Genomic DNA, 20,374 nt, shown 5'->3' on the forward strand with positions numbered 1-20,374 from the left:
CTTGAATCAGATTTAGTTGCCGACCTTCTCGGGCAGGATGCTTTCCACTTCGGAATGCACGCGGGCAATGATGTGCGCGGCCACCAGACCGTCACCCACACGCTCGCAGGAATCGGCACCGGCACGCACGGCCGCGTTCACCGCACCCGTCTCGCCCCGAACCAGAACCGTCACGTAACCGCCGCCCACGAACTGACGGCCGATCAGACGCACCTCGGAGGCCTTGGTCATCGCGTCCGCCGCTTCAATCGCCGGAACCAGACCACGGGTCTCGATCATGCCCAGGGCCACACCAAAGTTTTCACTCGCCATTGCTATTTTCTCCCGGAGTTACGGTTACTTCGAAAAATTCGACGCTCAAGCGGCCCTGCGTCCGCCATCCGAGCGCCCGGTATCGGTCTGGTCCTGCCCAGCCTTGTCCTTCCCGGACGACGACGTGTCATCACTGCCGTCGTCCCAGTAGTCGATGATCCCGCCGATTGTCAGATCGGTCAGAATCGAATGGTCATCGAGCGCGAGGCGCGCCGCCGAACCGCTGATCGTGAACACCCAGTTGCCCGGGTACGCGCCCACCGGATCGACCGCGACCGCGCGACCGCCCTTCGCATCCACCAGCACGCGCAGGGACGCCGTTTTCAGGCCATCGACCCGACGGGTCACCGTCAGCTCGTCCTCCACGCGCATGATGTCCATGTCTTACTGCTCCTCCCAGTGATCGATGATCCCGACGATCGTCGCGTCACTGGGATAGGACTTGTCACCGGCCGCTTCGCGCGCCGCCGACGAGCCCACCACGATCACCCAGTCACCCGGAACGCAACCGACGGCGTCCACCGCCACGGTACGCGGCCCGCCGACCTTTTCCTGCACCACGAGCAGCGGCCGATGCCCCAGGTCGCGAATGCGGTTGGTCGATACCAGCGTTTTTTCTACCTTGCAGATTTTCATCTCGTTCCCGTTGGCCTCAGGCCTCCAGCGGCTCCAGTTGCGAACCACTGCGCTTGTCCCGAATCACCATGTGGCAGCCGATCAGCCCCTTTTCGGACAAATCGCGGTAGCGCTTCATGATCTCGTCGCGTACCCGCCGGCAGCGGGCCTCCACCCGCTCGCGCGAGCCGGGCACCTTGCGGTCGTAGCGGAAGTGCACCACTACCGGCACCGGCAGCCCGCGTTCCACGTTCAGTTTGCGGAACACCTTGTTCACGCCGACGTCCATGCTTTCGGCGCCTTCTTCCATGGTGTCCAGATGGGCGATGTATGCGAAGTTGCGCACCTGCATCTCTTCCACTTCCTGGCCCACAATGATCATCCGTTCGCGATGCCCCACGTCGGCGTAATGGCCACCGTGATACCGCGCCACGTAATCGAGCTGCGACAGGTTGTTCATCAGCAGCCGCGAAATAAACCTCAGCATGCCCTCGTGCGGCGCCCCGTTTCCGGTGCCCCACCCCTGCTGGTGGACCGTGTCCTGAATCGCGCGATACACCGCCAGGGAGGCATCTTGTTCGTTCATGCCCTGCGTTTCTCGATACAGCGCGGCACTGTCCACAAACCGATACAGACTCATGCGCGTCTCGCCATCGGGCACATGGACCTTGATGGCGTCGGTGTCAGTGTCCACCCCGATCAGCAGGGTATCGACCGAAGCACCGCAACAATAGGTGTTCTCCACCGCCTGCCGGAACGCCCGGAGCTGGCGCAGGGCCGCATCCGCCGCCTCCCGTTCACAGGAAGCGTGGGCCGTACAGCCCTGATGGTTCGGGTCCGCACTGCTGTAGTGATACGCCGCCACCTTCAGGTACCGGCTCGGCACATCCGCGGTCGTCGGCCTTCCTTCACGAAAACGCAGAAGCTCGCGTTTCGTCCAGTGCCGAACGTCCTCTTCGATATCGAACAGGGCACCCGCGTAGCTCTTCACGCGGACCGCCATATCCGGCAGACGCAGAATGAAGCGCCGCAGACCCAGCAACCGTCCGTCCGAGCAAGGCGAGATATCCACTTCGTGGAAGTCGCAATCGAGGAACCACGCGATCGCCGATTCCGCCTCGGCCGCCAGATCATCCCGGCCCGACCAGTATTCGTTCACCAGCCGGTCGAACAGCCGAAAACTGCCTTCCAGGTACAGACGCCGGGTGTCCAGATGGTTGATCCACGCATCCTCAAGCACCTGTTCGGGAAGCCGGATACCGAGTTGTCGTTCCGCGAGGGACTGTGCCCGTTCCGAAAAACCCTTCTCATGCTGCAGCGAATGGATTTCGCGCAGGACCGGCACCAACTCCGAGAAGCGGTCACGAAAACCCTGTTCGAAGGCATGCAGCCGTTCGTTGCCCCGCTCGTCCGCCAGCGGATGCCCCGGCCGCACACCACCCCCCGTATCCACGGGGGCGTAACGGCCGACTTCACCCAGTGCCGGGGCCACCGACGAATCCGGCCCGACCGCCGGCGTGTGGTCGCTCCGCGGTGCCGAGGCACCCGGGCGACCGGTCACGCTCCCCCGCGGGCGCAGCGGACTCGTCTTGCGGCGACGACGTACGACCATGAGGTCCGTTCTCCCCGGATCAGCCGCGAGCGCCGCCGGACAGGGTCACCAACGACCCCGCATCGGTGCTGCCCGATGAGCCCGTGATCCGGCTCGGCGGTACTTCCTTGCGCTCCAGCTCGCGGTTACCCCAGGCACTGCTGCCCTCGCCCCGCGGATTGCCGCGCATGCTGACATTGCGGCGCGTGGAAAAACCTTCCGTGCCGGTCACCGAATCGCCGCGCTGCCAGTCATCACCGGTGATCGCCACGCCACCCCCGGCACCGTTAACGGTTACGCGTTCGGCACCCTGGCGTTCTTCTACCGCCGCCTGGGCCGCCTCGATCTCGGACCTCGCTGCCTTGGCCTGTGCCATGGCCATGGGGGCACCGGCGCGAGCGTGCGCCTGTCCATAACGGAAATCCTCGGTGCCGGACACCAGGCCCATCGCCTTGTTCACCGAACCGGTAATCGAACCGCTTGAACCATAAGCAGTCCCTGTCACGCGCCTTTCACGAGCTTCCCGGGCCGGCGACGGAACGCTGAAGTCACGCCCCGGCACTTCCGCGGCGGGCGTCGCCGCCTGGATGGCCGTGGCCGGATTACTGTCGAATCCCTCCGGACGCAAGCGAGGATGCAGGTCCCCGGCGACATTCGGGCAGGCCGATGCAAATTCATCCGCACCGACATAGGCCGAGCCGGAGATATCCTGGCAAGCGCCTCGTTCGGTACCCGTGACCCGCTCGTCATGGCCCGGCTGACTTCCGGAGATCGCGTGGCCCGGGGTGGAATGCCGTTCGGCGACCCGCACCTGGGCGGAACGGGATTCCTCGGGCGAACAGTACTGCTGGTACTGGTCCGGGCTGACATAGGACGTCCCGCTGATCGGCATGCAGGCGCCGTATTCATCGCCGGTCACCCGGGACGAGGGACCCATCGCCGGTCCCGACACCCCCTGCTGATTCCAGGTCCGGCTTGTCGTGACCTTTTCCGGCCCGGCTTCGGGCGTCGCACCGCACAGCGTTTCGTAATGATCGGATCCCACGTATTCCGTCCCGGTAATGGGCTTGCAGCCCCCGTATTCGTCACCGGTGACACGGCTGGACGAGTCCAACCGTGTCCCCGACACTTCGCCGCCGTGCAGGGTGTGCATCACGCCTACCTTGTGGACACCCCCGGCGGCCGGCTTGTCGCACAGCTCCTCGAAATCCGCCCGGTTATAGTACGGCGTACCCGTCAGCGACGCGCAGGAACCGGTCTCGTCGCCGGTAACCCGAGGGCTTCGATCCACCGACACCCCCGTAACCGAACGACCGTGCGCGGAGTGCATCTCGCTGACGCGCGAAGCCGCCGGTTCCCCGCGGGTCCCGCAACGCTGAAAATCCTCGCTGCCCAGATACTCCGTACCCGTCACGGGCTTGCAGTCCCCGTGTTCAACACCCGTCACTGAAGAGGAGCGCCCGACGTCGGTGCCGGTCAGTTCACGACCCCGCAGGGTGTGCATCACACCGGCCCGGGCCGGCGCTCCGTCAGGCTTTCCCGTGCAGGGAACCTCACTGTCGCGGGTATTCAGATACTCGGTCCCGGTCACGCTGCGGCAGGAACCCGACTCATCACCCGTTACCTTCGGACTGCGACCGACCGTTGTGCCGGAGACATCCTCGCCGCGACCGGTGTGCATCACGCCGGTGCGCAGAGTACCGGGGGCCGGACGGGTGCCGCAGAAGCCCTCGTACTGTTCCGTACTGAGATACTCGGTGCCGGTGATCGCCTCGCAACTGCCGCGCTCGTCGCCGGTGACGTGGCGGGACCGCCCCACCTCGGTTCCACTGACTTCCTGCCCGTGGCTCGTATGCGAATGGCCGACCTTGGGCGAATGGGCCTCGGGGAGGGTCCCGCAGTAGCGATCGAAATGTTCCGCGCCCAAGTATTCGGTCCCGGTCACGTCGTAGCAGCTGCCGGCTTCGCCACCGGTCACGGCATAAGTGCTCTCGACCTGGGTGCCGCTCACGTGCCCGCCGGAAAGGGTGGTCCCTTCCTCCACCTTGGCCGGCGCATCATCCTGCCCGGCCTGCCGCGGACGGCCGCAGGGCCGGCCCGGCTCGGACGAACCGCGGCCAATGCTGCACAGTTCCTGGCGCCGCTGACGCGCGATCTCCCGGGTGGTCATGCCCTTGCGCTGGGCCGCCTTCCACGAGCCCTCGCGCGGCAGATCGGAAGGCCGTTTGGTACCGGCCTGATAACGCCGGCGCAGCGCCTTCTTGCCCTGGCTCGCCATCGCGTCCCGACGCGCCATGCAGATGGCCCGCACGTCGGAGATCATCGGCTTGATCTCGCGATCGTTCTCGTCCTGACGCTGCTCCACCTGCTCGCACAGGCGGTCCAGCCCCTGCTCAAGCGCCTCTTCCGCACGTTCGGCGGATTCATCGGCCACCGGGGATTCCGGCTGCCGCGCGGCCTCCCGCGGCGGACGCGTCGGGCGCGGCGGTTCCGGGTCGCGTTCACGGCCACGCAGGCGATCCTCGCGCCGCGGTTCGGTCGCCATCGCCTTCTTGCCGTTCTGCGCCAGCGCCTGACGGCGCAGGCGGCAGATCTCGCGGCCGCTCATATTCTCGCAGTCAACGTCCTGGCTCTGGGCAAGGACTTCGAGCTGACGCGAGCGTTCGGAGCCGGCCCGGGCAAATCCGCCCGAACCGCGCGTGTTGCCCCGCCCCAGGGCCTTTTTGCCCTGACGTGCCATCTTCTGCCGACGCTCGAGCGCGGCCTGGCGCCCGTTGGAGGCACCCTGGTGGGCGCCCGGTGGCGGCGCGTCGGACCCATCGGTCTGCCGCTCCGCCCGCGGCTCGGTGAACCGGGGCTCGGGCTGCGCGGGCGCGTCGGATTCACGCGCCGATTCCGGAGCCGAGGGAGCCGGCTCGGGCGCAGGCGCCGCGGGCGCGGGGTTCTGACGAACCACCTGGGACCGCGAGACGCCCTGGTTCGAGCCCTTCACGGCGGCCTTGCCATTGCGGGACATGGCCTTGCGCCGTTCGCGGGCCAGCTCGCGACCGGAGAGGCCTGCAGACGCGGATGTCGGATTACTCATGGCACTTCCTTACAGTTGGCGACGGCAACAGTAAAACCCTGTATGGAATGGCCGGGCCGGCGACAGCCGACCCGGCCGCAGCCGGATCAACGGCCGCGATCGACCACGAAGGCCATGCCCAGGCTCTGGGCGTAGTTATCGTACGCGACGAAGCGCACCATCATGCCGGGGTTGCTGCGACGGCACTCTTCGATCTCCTGCAGCACGGCTTCCACCGACTGCTCACCGAAGAAGGGCAGCTTCCACATGTACCAGTAGGGGGACATGGCGTGCTCCTTCTCGGAGTACTCCACGGAGGGGTTCCAGCCCTGCGCGAGGCAGTATTCGATCTGCTTGCGCACCTGGTCGGCGTTCATCTCCGGCAGGTAGGAGAAGGTTTCGTACTTCTGCACCGGCTTGAAGTTCTGAATATCGGACATGTCGGTCATCCTGTGTCTGGTTCGTTCAGGGTGCGGACGGCGCCGCCAGCGGCCGTCCGCACTCGGGCGATCACTTGTGCTGGGAATCGAGCTTGTCGACGGTGTCGAACTCGAACTTGATCTCCTTCCAGGTTTCCATCGCAATCTTCAGCTCGGGGCTGTGCTGCGCGGCCTGGGTGAGGATCTCCTTGCCTTCGCGCTCGACGTCGCGGCCTTCGTTACGCGCCTGGACGCAGGCTTCCAGCGCCACGCGGTTGGCCGTCGCACCCGGGGCGTTGCCCCACGGATGGCCCAGCGTACCGCCGCCGAACTGCAGCACGGAGTCGTCGCCGAAGATGGTGACCAGCGACGGCATGTGCCAGACGTGGATACCACCGGAGGCCACGGCGAACACGCCCGGCAGGGAGCCCCAGTCCTGATCAAAGAAGATACCGCGGGAGCGATCTTCCGGGACGAAGGATTCGCGCAGCATGTCGATCCAGCCGAGGGTCGCGGCACGGTCGCCTTCCAGCTTCCCGACCACGGTACCGGTGTGCAGGTGATCACCGCCGGACAGGCGCAGGATCTTCGCCAGCACGCGGAAGTGGATACCGTGCTTCGGATGACGGTCGAGCACGGCGTGCATCGCACGGTGGATGTGCAGCAGCATGCCGTTGTCGCGGCACCAGTTGGCCAGACCGGTGTTGGCGCAGAAACCGCCGGTGATGTAGTCGTGCATGATGATCGGCGCGCCGATCTCCTTGGCGAACTCGGCACGCTTGTACATCTCTTCCGGGGTCGGCGCGGTCACGTTCAGGTAGTGACCCTTGCGCTCGCCGGTTTCGGCTTCGGCCTTCTCGGTCGCTTCCTGGACGAACTCGAAACGCTCGCGCCAGCGCATGAACGGCTGCGAGTTGATGTTTTCGTCGTCCTTGGTGAAGTCGAGGCCGCCACGCAGGCACTCGTACACGGCACGGCCGTAGTTCTTGGCCGACAGACCCAGCTTGGGCTTGATGGTGCAACCCAGCAGCGGCCGGCCGTACTTGTTCAGCTTGTCACGCTCGACCTGGATGCCGGCGGGCGGGCCACCGCAGGTCTTCACGTAGGCGATCGGGAAGCGCACGTCTTCCAGACGCAGGGCACGGATGGCCTTGAAACCGAACACGTTGCCCACCAGGGAGGTGAACACGTTGACCATCGAACCTTCTTCGAACAGGTCGATCGGATAGGCGATGAACGCGTAGAAGGACTCGTCGTCACCCGGCACGTCCTCGATGGAGTAGGCGCGGCCCTTGTAGTAGTCCATGTCGGTGAGGAGGTCGGTCCACACCGTGGTCCAGGTCCCGGTGGAGGACTCGGCGGCCACGGCGGCTGCGGCTTCTTCGCGGTCGATGCCCGGCTGCGGGGTGATCTTGAAACATGCCAGGAGGTCGGTATCCAGCGGCATGTATTCCGGCATCCAGTAGGTTTCGCGGTAATCCTTGACACCCGCGGAGTACTTCTTGGCGGCCATGTGGCTTTCTCCTACGCGTTGGTTAATCGTGACGGTCGCCTAGGTTAGGAAGGTTAACCACTAATAACAAATAAATAATCTAGATACGACCGATTGACGTTCATCTATGGTTTCCCGGGAGCCGTCGTTTACAGGTTCCCGGAGATGGGGGGCACGCGACCTTTCCCGCACGCTCCCGCTGATGAGCCGCCCGCGATTCTAGCCGAAAACCCCGGACGGTGCATGCCAATGACGACCCGGTTTCCCTGAACCCGGCCGGCAGGCAGGCACACGCAGGACGCCGGCCTCGGCGGCGGCGAGGAAAAGAAACGGGGTAACACGAAGCGGAGCCGCCCGGGACGCCGGGCGACTCCGGGGAAGGGCAGAGGAGGATCAGGTGCCGCGCAGCAGCCGCACCATGGCGTCAGCGACCGCACGCGCCGACTGTGGGTTCTGTCCGGTCACCAGGCGGCCATCGACCACCACGTGTTCCGCCCAGTCGTCGGCCGTGTCGACCTCGCCTCCCTGAGCCTGCAACCGGTCCTGCAGCATGAACGGCACCGTCGCCTCCAGCCCCACGCCCTTTTCTTCGCTGTTGGTGAACGCGGCGACCCGACGGCCGGAAACCGCCGGGGTCCCGTCCTGCAGCATCGCGCCGACCAGGCATGCAGGGCCATGGCAGACCGCACCCAGCACCTTGTCATTCGCCAGGAATTCACCCACCAGTCGCTGGACATGCGGATTGTCCGGCAGGTCGAACATCGTGCCGTGACCGCCCGGGAAGAAGACAGCCGCATACTGGTCGTGCCGGACCGACTCGCTCAGGGGGATGGTGTCGTCCAGGGCCTGCTGGGCCGAGGCGGACGCGGGATCCGGATGGGCGGCGTCCAGGCTCCGCGGGTCCAGCGGAACCGGGCCACCGCGGGGACTGACCACCTTGATTTCGTACCCGGCCTCGCGGAACCGCTGATAGGGTACCGCGAATTCGTCAAACCACAGTCCGGTCGCTTGCCCCGGGGCGAGCTCGTCGTGGCTGGTGGTCACGATGAGAATGGTCTGCATCATGATGCCGCCTCCTTTCCGTGCTTGTTGCCGGTGGACAGCCGGCGGGGCGACCACGTTCCCGCGGAAGGCTCAGCCGGTTCCGTCCTCATGGTCCGGCAGGGTGATGTTGAGCTCCAGGACCTCGCAGTCCCCCTCGCGATCAACGTTCATCTGCACCGCGTCGTCGTCCACCTCGACGTACTTGCGGATCACCTGCAGCAGCTCCTGCTGCATTGCGGGGAGATAATCCGGCCCGGAGCGTGCGGCGCGCTCGCGCGCTACGATGATCTGCAACCGCTCCTTCGCGACGTTGGCACTTTTCTGCCGTGGCTGCCGAAAATAGTCGAAGATGCCCATGGACTCAGCCTCCGAACAAGCGGCCGAAGAAGCCCCGCTTCGGCACGTCCACGAAACGCAGCGGACGGTCCTCGCCCAGGAAGCGGCCGACGGCGTCGTCGTACGCCTGCCCGGCGTCCGACTCCGCGTCGAGGATGACCGGCTGCCCCGCGTTGGAGGCATTCAGCACCGCCTGGGATTCCGGAATCACGCCCAGCAGGTCGATCGCCAGGATCTCCCCCACGTCCTCGATGCTGAGCATCTCGCCGCGCTCCACCCGCTCGGGGGAATAACGGGTCAGCAGCAGGCGCCCGGGCATCGGATCGCCGCCCTGTTCCACCTTGCGGGTCTTGGAGGCGAGAATCCCCAGGATCCGGTCCGAGTCACGCACGCTGGACACCTCGGGATTGGTGACCACCACCGCCTCGTCGGCGTGATAGGCAGCCATCAGGGCACCCCGCTCGATGCCGGCCGGGCTGTCGCAGATGATGTAATCGAACTCTTCCGCCATCTCGCCGAGCACGCGCTCTACGCCATCCTCGGTCAGCGCTTCCTTGTCGCGAGTCTGCGATGCGGGAAGGATGTGCAGATTCTCGACCCGCTTGTCGCGGATCAGCGCCTGTTTCAGGTTCGCGTCACCGTTGATCACGTTGACGAAGTCATAAACCACGCGCCGCTCGCAGCCCATGATCAGGTCGAGATTGCGCAGACCGACATCGAAATCGATCACTGCGGTCCTGTGGCCCCGCTGGGCCAGGCCGGTCGCGATCGCGGCCGAGGTCGTGGTCTTGCCCACGCCCCCCTTGCCGGAAGTCACCACTACGATACGTGCCATGTTGGCTGCGTCTCCTTGAGAATCGAGGGAAGCGGAATCCGCTCAGGACTCCGTGATGTTGAGGCTTTCGCCCGCCAGTGTCACCAGCCGGTTGTCGCCGCGCTCGGCTTCCGTGATGTCTTCGGCAATCCGGTAGTGTCCACCGATCGACAGCAGCTCGGCCTCCAGGCGGCGACAGAAGATCCGCGCGCTCACCAGCCCGCGCACGCCGGCCAGGGCGCGGCCTCGCAATGGGCCCAGTACGGTGATGTGGCCGTCCGCCAGCAGCTCCGCACCGGCGGAGACCGGAGCCGTCACCAGCAGATCCCCGCCGCGTGCGTAGACCTGCTGCCCCGAGCGCACCGGCTGATCCACCACGCGTGTCGCGCTGTGCACCGCCACCGGCGCCACCGGCGCCCCCGACGCCGCGGAATCGCGTTCCTCCGGGGCCCCCGCGGATGGATCCTCCCGCCGCGCACGGCCCTCGCTCAGGGCCACCTCGCCGGAACCGCCGCGGCCACCCATGGCCAGACGCGGCGGCAGTCCGGCGGCATCCGCCGCTTCAAGCGCCTGCGCCGCCTCGCCGTCCTGCAGCCCGATCAGGCGAAAGCCCGCGGCCCGCACCTGCTGCACAACCGCGCGCAGTGCGGCATCCCCGGCATCCGCCACCGGCTGCAGATCCAGCACAATGGGCATGTCGCGCATCAGATCGGGCGCCTCGTCGCGTCGCGCGGCGAGCATGTTGCCCAGGTTGTGCGGCTCGGCGTCGTGCACCCGCAGCACCGAGACCAGCAGCATGCGGCCCTTGAGTTCCATGGCCTGGACGGAGCTGGGGGAAGCGCTCATGCTCGGTTCCACGTTCGGAGGATGGTCGGATCGGCGTCGCCCCGGACGGGGCGGAATCGCGCATTTATAGCGTGCCGGCCCCGGGTCCGGCAAGCCGGTGCGCCGTTCACCGCCGGCGCGGGCGCCCCGGGATCAGCGCCGGGGTCCGTGCAACGTAGTCGGCATAACCCGGGCGGGTCTCGTGCAGGTGTGATTCGAGGAGCGTTACTCCGGATACCCGCAGGATCAGAACGATCATCAGAACCGCCGACGGGATACCCCACCAGCCGCCGGCCGCCAGCGCCAGCAGGCCATAGCCCACCCACACCACGATTTCGCCGAAGTAGTTGGGATGCCGGCTGTAGCGCCACAGCCCCCGGTCCATGACCTCGCCGCGCCGCTGCGGATCGGCGCGGAAGCGGGCCATCTGCAGATCGGCCGCGGTCTCGAAGACGAAACCGAAGGCCCACACCGCGAGACCCGCCGCCAGCAGCAGCGGCTGCATCGACTGCGCACTGACCCCCGCCAGAACCGGGAGGCCGATCACCGCCACCAGCGCACCCTGCAGACCGAAGATCGTAACCAGGCTGCGGCGCGCGAAGGCCGCATCGCTCAGCTCTCCGCGCATCGCGGTGTACCGCGCGTCCTCGCCATGGCCCCAGTTGCGCCAGGTGATGTAGGCCGACAGGCGCAGACCCCACAGGACCACCGGCACCAGCGTCCACAGTCCCGCTGCCGGGAACCCGGCCATCCCCCACCACAGGACGCCGACGACGATGAAGCCGATACCCCAGAAACGATCCACCAGGCTGGCGTCGCGGCGACGCATCGCCGCGCCCCAGACCAGGGTCATCAGACCCAGCGCCGCCAGCAGCCCCCAAAGAAAAGCGACCGAAAGGCTCATTGCACGGCCTCCCGCAGCGGGCGTTCCAGCAGGGTATGCGAGACGAACCACTCACCCCCGCCGTCCCGGGCGAACAGCTCGTCGCAGGCCATGTAGAACATCCGCCAGCGCTGGAAGACCCGCGCCGCCTCCGCCGCATCCTGCGTGCGGGAGAACAGTGACAGCAGCCGCTCGCGGGCGGCATCCTGGCGTTCCAGCCAGGCGTTCAGGCTGCGCGCGTAATGTTCGCCGCCCACCCGCCACTGGCGACGCACCCGCAGGTCGTCCTGGAACTGATAGACGAGATCCTCGGACGGCATCAGCCCGTCGCGAAAGAAGTGCCGGGCCATCCAGTCCGCGTCACCGTCGGTCTCGAAGAAATAGGCACGGTCGCGATGCGCGAACACGTGCATGAAAAAGCGCCCGCCCGGACGCAGCCAGTCATGGATCCGGCGGAACAGCTCCGGCCAGTTGCGCATGTGTTCGAACATCTCCACCGACACCACCCGGTCGAAGCCGGTCTGCGCGGGCCGGAAGTCGTTCATGTCGGCGGTCACCACCTCCAGGTTGGTCAGGCCGAGGGCATCGCGCCGGTGCTCGATCGCCGCGCGCTGGGTCGCCGAATTGGACACCGCCAGGATCGAGGCCCGCGGGAACTGTTCCGCCATCCACAGCGAGAGCGAACCCCATCCGCAGCCCAGTTCCAGGATCCGCTGGCCATCCGCCAGCTCGGCGCGCTCGGTGGTCAGCTGCAGCATCGCCGCCTCGGCCCCGGCCAGATCCTCGACCCCCTCCGGCCACCAGCCGGAGGAATACTTCATCCACGGCCCCAGGCACGCCTCGAAATACTCGGTCGGCAGCTCGTAATGCTGTTCGTTGGCGGTATCGGTGGACAGCGCGACGGGCGCCTCCCGCATCGCCCGCACCAGCGCCTCGCGCCGTGCACGGAGGGTCTCCGGCGACCCGCCACTCTCGCGCAACCGCCGCCGCAGCAGATGCCGGATCCCGGCACGGATGGCCGCATCCGGCAACCAGCCGCGCTCGGCCCAGTCAATCAGTCGCTCCATCGTCCCCTCCATCTGCCGGTGCCCGGGCCGAAGGCCCCGGTCCGCAACACCATGGACCGACTGCAGCCCAACCCGGTTCCGCGCGACCCGCCGATCATAACCCCGCCCAAAATTGGGTTTGACGTGACCCCGGTCACCTCTCGCCCCCCGACAGCGGTGATAGAGTGAGACCCAACGCTCAATTTCCACGTGATCATGGCCCAGACCTACCGAATCCCGCCCCGGCTGCTGCAGCGCGTCTGGACCCCGTTCATGGATGCGCTCGAGGAAAAGAACCGGGCCTTCATGAACGAGCTCGACGACCGTCTGATGGACTCGGCCGAGAAGGCGATCGATTCCCAGCGCGCGCAGCAGAACATGATGCTGTCGCGGCAGATTCGCATGGCGGCTCAATCCGTACTCGTTCAGTTCCGCAGCGGACTGGCGGAACGACTGACCCCGGCACAGCCGCCCTCGGGCACGAACCCCGGCGCCGACGATGTCGGCCTCGAGCTGAGCGTGATGGACCAGGAGGCCACCGAACGCGAAGTCGCCCTGCGCAAGGTAGTCGCCGGGGCGCGCTCGGTGATGTCGGAAGAGATCGACGCCCTGGAGCAGCTCACGCGGGATTACCGGCTCGCAGCATCCCCGGAGGCGGCCCCCTGGCATCCGCATGCCCTCGGGGATGCCTTCCTTCAGGCCGTCGAAGCCGTCCCCCTGCCCCCCGAAGACTGTCTGATGCTGCTGCACTGGTTCGACCGCGACGTGGTCCGCGACCTGCAGCCGGAGATGCAGGCGCTGCTCCGTGCCTTCGGCGAAGCGGGGCTGGCTGTCCCCGAAACGGGTCCCGTGGCGCGCACGCGGAGCACCGGCGGCGGAGCCACCCGGGCCGGGACAGAAGAGCCGCCAGCGCACGCCGGCCCGGCGACCACCGCGACGGCCCGGCACGAGCCGGGACCGGCCGCCCCCGCCGGTCACTGGGGCCAGTTCGGCTACGTGGTGCCGGCCGGGGAGCGCGGCATGGGCCCCGCCGAGGGCGGCGCCATGCCGCAGGGCGTGCCGGGCACGCTGGCCGTGGCCACCATGGTCCAGAATGCCCCCAGCCGCGAGTCGCTGGAGCCGTTCATCATGGACCTGCTACAGGGGCTGTTCGACCTGATCCTCAAGCGCGACGACCTCAACCCGGCCCTGCGCGAACCCCTGGCCGACCTCCAGCTCCCGCTGGTGCGCATCGCCATGCGCGACAGCAGCTTCTTCCGCGACAAGCAGCATCCGGCACGCCAGATGACGGGTCAGCTGCTCAATATCGCCCTGCGCGTGGACCCCGACCTGGACCTGAAAGATGCCCGCGAACTGCCACTGGCACGGCTGGTCGCGGAACACGTCGAGCGTCTTCGGGGTGCCGGTCTCGACAGTGCCGACGCCTATCAGAGCGCGCTGCAGGCCCTGCGCGAAGACCTCGAGCAGGTCGAATCCGAGATCGAAACCGAGGTGGCCGAGGAACGTCGGGAGGCGGAACAGGAGGAGACCCGGATCGAGGTCTCCTGGCAGATGGAGACCACCGTCCACCAGACCGTGGAAACCGCCGGACGCGGCCTGCCCGACCAGGCCCGCCAGCAGCTGATGGACGCCTGGGTCCCGCTGCTCACCGCGGAGGAGACCGCCCGCGTGGCGACAGCCCCCGAATCGCAGGGCAGTACGGACGCCGCCACCGCGGCGGCCCCTGTGCAGGACGGCGGTCCGGGATCCTCTCGGGCGTCCGACGTCCCGGCCGGCGCCGCGGAAACGGGCACCACGGACGGGACCGACGACGAGACCCCGGCCGCCATCCCCGGCGAACAGCCTGCGGACACCGCCGCATCCGCCGCCGATGACAGCCAGGAAGCAGACGACGGCCGGGAGTCCCCCGCCGGTCTGGCTCTGCTGGAGGAACTGCTGCAGCTGATGCGCGAGGCCCCGGACTTCAAGTCCTCGGCGCCGCTGCTGGCCCGTATCCGCGCCTATCTCGACCGGGCTCCGCTGTCGGCGGAGGAACGTGCCCGCATCAAGTCGGACCTGGTCAGCGCCCACCTGATGGCCGCCGGGCGCAAGCCAAGCCATACCGAAGAGGCGAAACCGGCGGCAGAAGAGGAACCGGCGACTGGCTCAGCCCCCGCAACGGACGGTACCCACGCCACGGACACCACGAGCCACCGCGGCCAGGCCTCCGACAAGGGCAACGAAGAGCGCTCGCGCGAACGCAGCCGGCGCAGCGAGGGCCGCTCGGCGGCCAGCCCGTTCGCCACCGCAGCGCGCCTCCCGGACGACGACCCGTCACTGATGCGCGACCACGACGACGAGCACGTGGACACCGCCGACAGCCTGGAATCGGGCACCTGGATCCAGTTCACCTCGCCCGCCGGCACCCGGGTCACGCGCATGAAGCTGGTCTGGCGCGGCACCCACTCCGGACGCTTCCTGTTCACCGATGCCGCCGGCCGCAGCAAGCGCCAGCACAGCCTCCAGGGGCTGGCCCAGGAGTTCCGCACCGGGCGCGCGCAGATCATCCCGGAAGAGTCCCTGTTCGATCATCTGATGGAGCAGAAGCTGGGCACGGGGGAATCGGCCGGCGCCACCGGCTGACGCCTCGCGCGGGCCGCCCCGCCGAACGACCGGCTCTAGTCGGTCTGCGGGGTCCCGTATCCCCCGCCGCCCGGCGTATGGATCTCCACCGCATCGCCCGCTTCCAGCGCACGCCGATCGCAGCCCTGCAGGCGCTCGCGGCGCCCGTCCGCGCGGATCAGCCAGTCCTCGCCGGGTTCCGCATCGCCACCGCCGCACAGGCCGAACGGCGCCACGCGGCGGCGATTGGCCAGCAGGGTCAGTTCCATCGGTTCGTCGAAACCCAGACGGCGGATAACCCCGTCGCCGCCCCGCCAGCCCCCCGTGCCGCCCGAGCCCGTGCGCAGCGCAAAGCGCTCCACCCGCACCGGAAAACGGCTCTCGAGCACTTCCGGGTCGGTCAGGCGCGAGTTGGTCATGTGGGTCTGCACCGCACTGGCGCCGTGGTGGCCGGGGCCTGCGCCGGCACCCCCGGCGATGGTCTCGTAGTACTGGTAACGGTCGTTGCCGAAAGTCAGGTTGTTCATCGTCCCCTGCGCGGCCGCCTGCGCCCCGAGGGCACCCAACAGGGCGTCGGTCACCGCCTGCGAGGTCTCCACGTTCCCGGCCACCACCGCGGCCGGCGGCACCGGATTGAGCATGCAGCCCTCCGGCACCCGCAGCTCCACCGGATCCAGGCAGCCATCGTTCAGCGGCACCGGGTCGTCCAGCAGGCAGCGCAGCACGTACAGCACCGCCGCGCGCACGATGGACACCGGCGCGTTGAAGTTATCGGCACGCTGGGCCGAGGTCCCGTCGAAATCGATCACCAGCCGTGCATCCTCCGCCGATCCGGGGCGGTCCGGGGTCACCGACACCACGATCTCCGCCCCGTTGTCCAGGGCACAGCGAAAGTGGCCGGGTTCCAGTTCGGGGATGAGCCGGCGCACTGCCGCGGCCGCGTTCTCCTGCACGTGCCGCATGCTGGCGGTCACCATTGCCGGCCCGCTTTCGGCCAGCAGGCGATCCAGTTCCTCCAGACCGCGCCGATTGGCCGCCACCTGTGCCTCCAGGTCGGCGCGGTTCTGCGCCGGATTGCGCGCCGGCCACGGACCGGACGTCAGCAGCGTCTGGAGGATCTCGCCATCGAACTGGCCATCGCGCACCAGCCGCACCGGCGGGATGCGCACGCCTTCCTCCTCCGGAGCTGAAGAGAACGCCGGCATCGACCCCGGCGTGATCCCGCCCACATCGGCGTGATGCCCGCGCGAGGCCACGAAGTAGCGCAGTACCGCCGGGGTCGCCGGGTCACTCGTGACACCGCCCGCGGCGTCCAGGAAGACCGGCGTCACCACCGTGATGTCCGGCAGGTGGGTCCCCCCGTTGAACGGATCGTTGAGCATGTACGCGTCACCCGGACGCAGGTCGTCGCCGAAGGCCGCCACGATCGCGCGCACGCTGGCGCCCATGGAGCCCAGATGCACCGGCATGTGCGGCGCGTTCGCCACCAGCCGGCCGGCCCCGTCAAACAGGGCACAGGAAAAATCCAGGCGCTCCTTGATGTTCACCGAATGGGCGGTGTTCTGCAGGGTGAAGCCCATCTGGTCGGCAATCGCCATGAAGCGGTTGTTGAAGACCTCCAGCCGCACCGGGTCGCGGCGCTGCGGGTCATCGCGCCGCTTGCGATCATGCGCCGCCGCGGCAGGGTGGTGCTCCAGCACCAGCGTGCCGTCCGCGGCCATGTGGCCCCGCCAGTCCGGCTCCAGGATCACCGTGCCAGTGGCCTCGATCACGATCGCCGGCCCGTCCAGACGCATGCCGGGGCTCAGGGCCTCGCGGCGGTACAGCGGCACCTCGCGCCACTGCCCGGCGGTGAACATCGCCACCCGCTCGCCGGCATCCGCCGGAGTCCCGGCCGGGTCAGCCCCGGTTTCCGCGCCGCCACCGTCCGCGGGATTCTCCGCCCCCGGGCCGATCGCCTCCACCGTGGCCACCGCCACCACCAGGCGACGATCCGGCGGCGCAAAGCCGTAGCGCTGGCGCCAGGCCTGCGCAAACGCGTGCAGCATGGCCTCGGCCGACCCGGCATCCACCTCCAGCGTGGAGTCCGATCCCTCCACCCGCAGGTGCACGCGCCGGCGCAGCTGCAACTGCGCAGGATCCACCCCCTGCGCGGTGAGTTCGTCGCGGGCCGCGGCCTCCAGTTCGCCCAGCGCGGCCTCCAGGCCGGCCACGCCGTCGCCTTCCAGCGGCAGTTCCAGGCTCGCCTCGTGCAGCGCGCGCAGTTCCGCCAGCCCCATGCCGAAGGCCGACAGCACCCCGCCCAGGGAATGCAGCAGCACGTGCCGCATGCCCAGGCGTTCGGCCACCCGGCAGGCATGCTGCCCGCCGGCCCCGCCGAAGCAGACCAGCGCATAACCACCGACATCGTGCCCGCGCTGCACCGAAATCGTCTTGATCGCGCGCGCCATGTGTTCCACCGCGATCTGCAGCAGACCTTCCGCCAGCGCCTCGGGCGACGGGGTCTCGCCCTGGGTCGCGCCCACCTCGGCCGCCAGCACGGCAAAGCCCTCGGCCACGGCCCCGGCATCCAGCGGCCGGTCGCGATCCGGCCCGAACACCGCCGGGAAATACTCGGGCCGCAGGCGTCCCAGCTGCAGATTGCAGTCGGTGACCGTCAGCGGACCGCCCTGACCGTACGCCGCCGGACCCGGCTGCGCCCCGGCCGACTCCGGCCCCACGCGCAGGCGCATGCCGTCAAAACGGCAGATGGACCCGCCGCCGGCCGCCACGGTGTGAATGTCCAGCATCGGTACGCGCAGGCGGCCCCCGGCCACCTCGCTCTCCTGACGCCGCTCCAGCTCGCCCGCCAGGTGCGCGACGTCGGTGGAGGTCCCGCCCATGTCGAAGGTGATCAGGCGCTCGAAGCCCAGCGGGCCCGCGGTGCGCAGCGCACCGACGATGCCCCCGGCCGGGCCGGACAGCACCGCATCGCGCCCGCGGAAGCGTTCGCCATCCACCAGTCCGCCGGAGGACTGCATGAAGCGCAGCGGTACCGTCCCCAGCTCGGCGGTCACCTGACGCACGTAGCGTCGCAGCACCGGCGACAGGAAGGCGTCCACCACCGCAGTCTCGCCGCGCGGCACCAGTTTGATCAGGCCGCTGACCTCGTGGCTGGCGACCACCTCCTGGAAACCCAGCTCGCGCGCCAGCGCGGCCACCGCCTGCTCGTGCGCCGGGAAGCGATAGCCGTGGACGCAGGCCACCGCCAGCGCGCGATACCCCTGCGCCCGCGCCGTCTGCAGGCGCGGGCGCAGGTCCTCCAGATCGGGCGCGCGCAGCACCCGTCCGGCGGCATCCACGCGCTCGTCCACCGGTTCCACCCGGTCGTACACCGGGGCCGGCAGGTGGATGTCGCGGGCGAACAGCTCCGGCCGCGCCTGATGCCCGATGCGCAGCGCATCCTCCAGACCCGCGGTGATCACCAGCACCACCGGCTCGCCCTTGCCTTCCAGCAGGGCGTTGGTGGCCACCGTGGTGCCCATGCGCACCTCATGAATGCGCGACTGCGGGACCGGCTTGCCCGGCCTGAGCCCGAGGAGATCGCGGATGCCCTGCACCGCCGCGTCGGCGTAGGCCTCGGGGTGCTCCGACAGCAGCTTGTGCGAATGCAGCCGCCCGTCCGGATCGCGCGCCACGATGTCGGTGAAGGTGCCACCGCGGTCGATCCAGAAATCCCAGGCCCGCGTATCCGCGTGCCGGCCGCGGGCTTGTGCGTGATCGTCGCCGCCCGCCATCATTGCGCCCCGACCCCACCCACGCATCGCAGGGAAACGCAGACCCCCATGGATCCCGTCACCCACGCCAGTCTCGGTGCCGCCATCGGCGGCCTCGTCCTCGGTTCACGGCTGGGCCGCAAGGCCCTGGTACTCGGCGCGCTGGTCGCCCTGATTCCGGATCTCGACATCCTCATAGCTTACGGTGATGCGGTCTCCGATTTCACCCTGCACCGGGGTTTCAGCCATTCGATCCCGGTGCTGCTGTTATTCTCGGCGGCGGCCGCCGGGGTGCTGTCGCGGACCCCGACAACGCGCGACATCGGCTTTGCCCGCTGGTGGTGGTTCTTCGCCCTGGTGCTGATCACGCATGTCCTGCTCGATGCCCTGACCACCTACGGCACGCAGATCCTGTGGCCGCTGCCGGTGGGCCCGGTGGGGACCGCCTCGATCTTCGTCATCGACCCGCTGTACACCCTGCCGCTGCTGATCGGGGTGATCGTCGCGGCCTTCTGGCGCTTCGCGCCCCGGGCGCTGGTGGCCGGGCTGGTGCTTTCCACCGCCTACGCCGGCAGCGGCCTGGCCCTGCAGGCGTGGCTGGACCGTCACATCCAGCCCGCGCTGGCCCAGGCCGGACTGGAGGAACAGCCCCGGCTGATCCAGCCCACCCCGTTCAACATGCTGGTCTGGCGGGTCACCGTCATCAACGGCGACCACTTCCACGAGGCCTGGGTCGGGATCTTCGACCAGCCGATCCGGCCCGATTTCGAGACCTTCCGGCGCGATCCGCACGGACTCGAGGAAACCGCGATGGACCTGGAAGACGGCCGGCGCCTGCGCGAATTCAGCGGCCCGTTCCTGCGCTTTCACGCGCAGTACGACGAGGACCGTCCGCCGCGCCTGGTCGCCACCGACATCCGCCTGGGCGGCCCCGGCTACTTCCCCTTCGGCTTCGCCATCGCCGAACGCGAAAACGGTGAATGGCAGCCGATCAGCAGCGAACGGGTGCGCGAGGAAGGGCCGCTGGACGACGCCCTGCACGCGCTGGCGCGGCGCGCCTTCCAGCCCGATCGCATTGGCTGCATGGGCGATCTGGCCGGGCCGGAGTACTTCGTGACCAATCCTCCACCGCGCTGCCGCATGCGCATGGGTCTCCCCGGCGCCCACCCCGGCGATCCGATCCGGCCGCGCCTGTAGAGAAACGCCGATCCATGTGCCCACCCGGAGACCGCCATGGTGGACACTCGCCCGGGACGCCCCCGGAGGCCCCGGCCAGCGGGATCTGCGAGCTGTGCGGGCGACACGAAGGCCTGACCCGGCACCACCTGATCCCACGCAAGCAGCACCGGCGTCGGCGCATCCGCCGCCGGTTCCCGCGCGCCGAACGCGAGGGCCGCCTGCTGCAGGTCTGCCGCCCGTGCCACGATCACATCCACCGCCAGTTCGACGAACAGACCCTGGCCGAGCGTCTGAACACTCGCGAGGCCCTGCTGGCCGAGCCTGTCATCCGGCGCTTCGTGGAATGGATCGCCGAACGTCCGCCGGGTTTCCGACCCCGCCGCTGACCCCTGCCCCCG

General features: G+C 68.5%; 17 protein-coding genes. 3 read left to right on the forward strand and 14 right to left on the reverse strand.

The annotated features are described in order from the left end of the window. Positions 1–12 precede the first annotated feature (12 nt). From G020_RS0107330 to G020_RS0107390, 13 genes are all read right to left on the reverse strand, one after another. Entirely contained in the window at positions 13–312 is a 300-nt protein-coding gene (locus G020_RS0107330) for a BMC domain-containing protein (RefSeq protein ID WP_019022379.1), read from the reverse strand. Between the two features lie 45 nt (positions 313–357). Then, the gene (locus G020_RS0107335) at positions 358–693 is read right to left on the reverse strand and encodes a carboxysome peptide B (protein WP_018947712.1); all 336 of its coding nucleotides are present in this window, start codon (positions 691–693) and stop codon (positions 358–360) included. Between the two features lie 3 nt (positions 694–696). Then, a complete protein-coding gene (locus G020_RS0107340; protein WP_018870589.1) occupies positions 697–948 on the reverse strand; it encodes a carboxysome peptide A in 252 nt (83 codons plus the stop codon). 16 nt (positions 949–964) lie between these two features. Then, complete coding sequence (locus tag G020_RS0107345; protein WP_018947711.1) at positions 965–2,539, reverse strand: carboxysome shell carbonic anhydrase; 1,575 nt, start codon at positions 2,537–2,539, stop codon at positions 965–967. A 19-nt stretch (positions 2,540–2,558) separates the two neighbouring features. Next, on the reverse strand, positions 2,559–5,603 hold the full coding sequence (locus G020_RS0107350) for a CsoS2 family carboxysome shell protein (protein WP_081647398.1): 3,045 nt from the start codon (positions 5,601–5,603) through the stop codon (positions 2,559–2,561). Between the two features lie 86 nt (positions 5,604–5,689). Continuing rightward, positions 5,690–6,022, reverse strand: a complete 333-nt coding sequence (locus G020_RS0107355) for a ribulose bisphosphate carboxylase small subunit (protein ID WP_019022376.1) — start codon at positions 6,020–6,022, stop codon at positions 5,690–5,692. A 70-nt stretch (positions 6,023–6,092) separates the two neighbouring features. Then, the gene (locus tag G020_RS0107360) at positions 6,093–7,514 is read right to left on the reverse strand and encodes a form I ribulose bisphosphate carboxylase large subunit (protein ID WP_018947709.1); all 1,422 of its coding nucleotides are present in this window, start codon (positions 7,512–7,514) and stop codon (positions 6,093–6,095) included. Positions 7,515–7,886: 372 nt separating this feature from the next. After that, positions 7,887–8,558 (reverse strand): type 1 glutamine amidotransferase domain-containing protein, encoded by a 672-nt coding sequence (locus G020_RS0107365; RefSeq protein ID WP_024329137.1) that lies wholly within the window; start codon positions 8,556–8,558, stop codon positions 7,887–7,889. A 69-nt stretch (positions 8,559–8,627) separates the two neighbouring features. Beyond that, positions 8,628–8,894, reverse strand: a complete 267-nt coding sequence (gene minE, locus G020_RS0107370) for a cell division topological specificity factor MinE (RefSeq protein WP_018947707.1) — start codon at positions 8,892–8,894, stop codon at positions 8,628–8,630. A 4-nt stretch (positions 8,895–8,898) separates the two neighbouring features. After that, a complete protein-coding gene (gene minD / locus G020_RS0107375) occupies positions 8,899–9,708 on the reverse strand; it encodes a septum site-determining protein MinD (RefSeq protein ID WP_024329138.1) in 810 nt (269 codons plus the stop codon). A gap of 42 nt (positions 9,709–9,750) precedes the next feature. Further along, positions 9,751–10,533 carry a septum site-determining protein MinC gene (minC, locus tag G020_RS0107380; protein WP_051130327.1) on the reverse strand — a complete coding sequence of 261 codons (783 nt, stop codon included), beginning with the start codon at positions 10,531–10,533 and terminating at the stop codon, positions 9,751–9,753. Positions 10,534–10,639: 106 nt separating this feature from the next. After that, complete coding sequence (locus tag G020_RS0107385; protein WP_018947704.1) at positions 10,640–11,416, reverse strand: DUF1295 domain-containing protein; 777 nt, start codon at positions 11,414–11,416, stop codon at positions 10,640–10,642. Further along, complete coding sequence (locus G020_RS0107390; RefSeq protein WP_018947703.1) at positions 11,413–12,462, reverse strand: cyclopropane-fatty-acyl-phospholipid synthase family protein; 1,050 nt, start codon at positions 12,460–12,462, stop codon at positions 11,413–11,415. The genes G020_RS0107385 and G020_RS0107390 overlap by 4 nt, the downstream gene beginning before the upstream one ends. A 195-nt stretch (positions 12,463–12,657) precedes the next feature. Between G020_RS0107390 and G020_RS0107395 the strand changes: the two genes are divergently transcribed. After that, complete coding sequence (locus tag G020_RS0107395; protein WP_024329140.1) at positions 12,658–15,063, forward strand: DUF1631 family protein; 2,406 nt, start codon at positions 12,658–12,660, stop codon at positions 15,061–15,063. Between the two features lie 35 nt (positions 15,064–15,098). Here G020_RS0107395 and G020_RS0107400 read toward each other — a convergent pair whose 3' ends face one another. Then, positions 15,099–18,821, reverse strand: a complete 3,723-nt coding sequence (locus G020_RS0107400; protein WP_024329141.1) for a hydantoinase B/oxoprolinase family protein — start codon at positions 18,819–18,821, stop codon at positions 15,099–15,101. A gap of 45 nt (positions 18,822–18,866) precedes the next feature. On the opposite strand from G020_RS0107400, the gene G020_RS0107405 reads away from it, so the two are divergent. Beyond that, a complete protein-coding gene (locus G020_RS0107405) occupies positions 18,867–19,994 on the forward strand; it encodes a metal-dependent hydrolase (protein ID WP_024329142.1) in 1,128 nt (375 codons plus the stop codon). A gap of 14 nt (positions 19,995–20,008) precedes the next feature. Next, on the forward strand, positions 20,009–20,362 hold the full coding sequence (locus G020_RS0107410; RefSeq protein ID WP_018947699.1) for a hypothetical protein: 354 nt from the start codon (positions 20,009–20,011) through the stop codon (positions 20,360–20,362). The last annotated feature ends 12 nt before the right edge of the window (positions 20,363–20,374 follow it).

The organism is Thioalkalivibrio sp. ALR17-21 (assembly GCF_000420185.1).
In the GTDB taxonomy this organism is placed as follows: Bacteria; Pseudomonadota; Gammaproteobacteria; order Ectothiorhodospirales; family Ectothiorhodospiraceae; genus Thioalkalivibrio; species Thioalkalivibrio halophilus.

What these genes read in the sequence shown, in the direction of transcription:
- G020_RS0107330 (WP_019022379.1), bottom strand. Translation starts at nt 312, where the DNA reads ATGGCGAGTGAAAACTTTGGTGTGGCCCTGGGCATGATCGAGACCCGT.
- G020_RS0107335 (WP_018947712.1), bottom strand. Translation starts at nt 693, where the DNA reads ATGGACATCATGCGCGTGGAGGACGAGCTGACGGTGACCCGTCGGGTC.
- G020_RS0107340 (WP_018870589.1), bottom strand. Translation starts at nt 948, where the DNA reads ATGAAAATCTGCAAGGTAGAAAAAACGCTGGTATCGACCAACCGCATT.
- G020_RS0107345 (WP_018947711.1), bottom strand. Translation starts at nt 2,539, where the DNA reads ATGGTCGTACGTCGTCGCCGCAAGACGAGTCCGCTGCGCCCGCGGGGG.
- G020_RS0107350 (WP_081647398.1), bottom strand. Translation starts at nt 5,603, where the DNA reads ATGAGTAATCCGACATCCGCGTCTGCAGGCCTCTCCGGTCGCGAGCTG.
- G020_RS0107355 (WP_019022376.1), bottom strand. Translation starts at nt 6,022, where the DNA reads ATGTCCGATATTCAGAACTTCAAGCCGGTGCAGAAGTACGAAACCTTC.
- G020_RS0107360 (WP_018947709.1), bottom strand. Translation starts at nt 7,514, where the DNA reads ATGGCCGCCAAGAAGTACTCCGCGGGTGTCAAGGATTACCGCGAAACC.
- G020_RS0107365 (WP_024329137.1), bottom strand. Translation starts at nt 8,558, where the DNA reads ATGATGCAGACCATTCTCATCGTGACCACCAGCCACGACGAGCTCGCC.
- minE (WP_018947707.1), bottom strand. Translation starts at nt 8,894, where the DNA reads ATGGGCATCTTCGACTATTTTCGGCAGCCACGGCAGAAAAGTGCCAAC.
- minD (WP_024329138.1), bottom strand. Translation starts at nt 9,708, where the DNA reads ATGGCACGTATCGTAGTGGTGACTTCCGGCAAGGGGGGCGTGGGCAAG.
- minC (WP_051130327.1), bottom strand. Translation starts at nt 10,533, where the DNA reads ATGAGCGCTTCCCCCAGCTCCGTCCAGGCCATGGAACTCAAGGGCCGC.
- G020_RS0107385 (WP_018947704.1), bottom strand. Translation starts at nt 11,416, where the DNA reads ATGAGCCTTTCGGTCGCTTTTCTTTGGGGGCTGCTGGCGGCGCTGGGT.
- G020_RS0107390 (WP_018947703.1), bottom strand. Translation starts at nt 12,462, where the DNA reads ATGGAGCGACTGATTGACTGGGCCGAGCGCGGCTGGTTGCCGGATGCG.
- G020_RS0107395 (WP_024329140.1), top strand. Translation starts at nt 12,658, where the DNA reads ATGGCCCAGACCTACCGAATCCCGCCCCGGCTGCTGCAGCGCGTCTGG.
- G020_RS0107400 (WP_024329141.1), bottom strand. Translation starts at nt 18,821, where the DNA reads ATGATGGCGGGCGGCGACGATCACGCACAAGCCCGCGGCCGGCACGCG.
- G020_RS0107405 (WP_024329142.1), top strand. Translation starts at nt 18,867, where the DNA reads ATGGATCCCGTCACCCACGCCAGTCTCGGTGCCGCCATCGGCGGCCTC.
- G020_RS0107410 (WP_018947699.1), top strand. Translation starts at nt 20,009, where the DNA reads ATGTGCCCACCCGGAGACCGCCATGGTGGACACTCGCCCGGGACGCCC.